The 2283-nt window shown below is 66.8% G+C and carries 1 pseudogene; it reads left to right on the top strand.

From position 1 onward, the window contains the following. Positions 1-2 precede the first annotated feature (2 nt). Positions 3-2283 (top strand): annotated as a pseudogene (locus tag BRAO375_RS27505) (chemotaxis protein CheA); the annotation flags it as partial.

Here is a 2283-nt window from a genome sequence, read left to right on the forward strand (position 1 = left end):
TGTTGCGTGAGTTCCTGACGGAGACCAGCGAGAGCCTGGATACCGTCGATAATCAGTTGGTGCGGTTCGAGCAGGAGCCGAACAACGCCAAGATCCTGGATAACATCTTCCGCCTGGTGCACACGATCAAGGGGACCTGCGGCTTCCTCGGCCTGCCGCGGCTCGAAGCTCTGGCGCACGCCGCCGAAACCCTGATGGGCAAATTCCGCGACGGCATGCCGGTGACCGGCGAGGCCGTGACGCTGATCCTGACCACCATCGACCGCATCAAGGACCTGCTGGCGCAGCTCGAAGCCAATGAGTCCGAGCCCGAGGGCGAGGACCGCGACCTGATCAGCGAGCTCGAGGCGATGGTCGAGCGCGGCATGGCGGCCATGGCTGCCGGCGAAGCCGCGCCGCCGCTGGTGCCCGCGGCTCCGGCCGCGCCGCCGGCCGCGCCGCCCGTCACGCAGGGGACCCTGATCGATCAGACGCTGGAGCGTCCGCTGCGTCCGGGCGAGGTGTCGCTCGACGAGCTCGAGCGCGCCTTCCGCGAGACCGCGATCGAGACGCCGCCGGCGCATGAGAAGACGCCCGAGCCGAAGCCGGCCGCACCGGCAGCCGTCGCCAAGGCGGAGCCCGCGAAAGCGGAGGCCAAGGCCGAAGCGCCGAAGAAGGCGGCGCGCGCCAAGGCCAATGCCGACGGCGAAGTGCAGGAGAGCGACAAGGTCGCCAACCAGTCGATCCGCGTCAACGTCGACACGCTCGAACATCTGATGACGATGGTCTCCGAGCTCGTGCTGACGCGCAATCAGCTGCTCGAGATCGCCCGCCGCAACGAGGATACCGAGTTCAAGGTGCCGCTGCAGCGGCTCTCCAACGTCACCGCCGAGCTGCAGGAGGGCGTCATGAAGACGCGCATGCAGCCGATCGGCAATGCCTGGCAGAAGCTGCCGCGCATCGTCCGCGACCTCGCGACCGAACTCGGCAAGCAGATCGAGCTCGAGATGCACGGCGCCGACACCGAGCTCGACCGCCAGGTGCTCGACCTGATCAAGGACCCGCTCACCCACATGGTGCGCAACTCCGCCGACCATGGTCTCGAAACACCGGCCGAGCGCGCCGCGGCGAACAAGCCGGACCAGGGCACGATCCGCCTCTCCGCCTATCATGAAGGCGGCCACATCATCATCTGCATTGCCGACAACGGCCGCGGCCTCAACACCGAGCGCATCAAGGCCAAGGCCTTGTCGAACGGTCTCGTCACCGAGGCCGAGCTCGAGAAGATGACGGAAGCGCAGATCCACAAGTTCATCTTCGAGCCGGGCTTCTCGACGGCGGCCGCCGTCACCTCGGTGTCCGGCCGCGGCGTCGGCATGGACGTGGTGCGCACCAACATCGACCAGATCGGCGGCACCATCGACATCAAGTCGGTCGCCGGCGAAGGCTCGTCTGTCACCATCAAGATCCCGTTGACGCTCGCGATCGTCTCGGCGCTGATCGTCGAGGCCGGCGGCGACCGCTTCGCGATCCCGCAATTGGCCGTCGTCGAGCTGGTGCGTGCGCGCGCCAACTCCGAGCACCGCATCGAGCGCATCAAGGACACCGCGGTGCTCCGCCTGCGCAACAAGCTGCTGCCGCTGATGCATCTGAAGAAGCTGCTGAAGATCGACGACGGCTCGTCGACCGATCCGGAGAACGGCTTCATCGTGGTGACGCAGGTCGGCAACCAGACCTTCGGCATCGTGGTGGACTGCGTGTTCCACACCGAGGAAATCGTGGTCAAGCCGATGTCGACCAAGCTGCGTCACATCGACATGTTCTCGGGCAACACCATCCTCGGCGACGGCGCCGTCATCATGATCATCGATCCCAACGGCATCGCCAAGGCGCTCGGCGCCGCCGGCTCGGCCTCGCAGGCGGTCGCCGACGAGCATGCCTCGCATCACATCATCGGCGGCGAGCAGCTCACCTCGCTGCTGGTGTTCCGCGCCGGCACGGCGCAGCCCAAGGCGGTGCCGCTGGCGCTGGTCACGCGCTGGAGGAGATCGCGGCCGACAAGATCGAGATCAGTAACGGCCGCTACATGGTGCAGTATCGCGATCAGCTGATGCCGCTGGTGCAGATGGAAGGCGTCTCGGTGCAGACCTCCGGATCGCAGCCGATCCTGGTGTTCGCCGACGAGACCCGTGCGATGGGCCTCGTGGTCGACGAGATCATCGACATCGTCGAGGAGCGCCTCAACATCCAGGTCTCCGGCGCCAAGGACGGCATCCTCGGCTCGGCCGTGATCAAGGGCCAGGC

This window comes from Bradyrhizobium sp. ORS 375 (assembly GCF_000239775.1).
GTDB lineage: Bacteria > Pseudomonadota > Alphaproteobacteria > Rhizobiales > Xanthobacteraceae > Bradyrhizobium.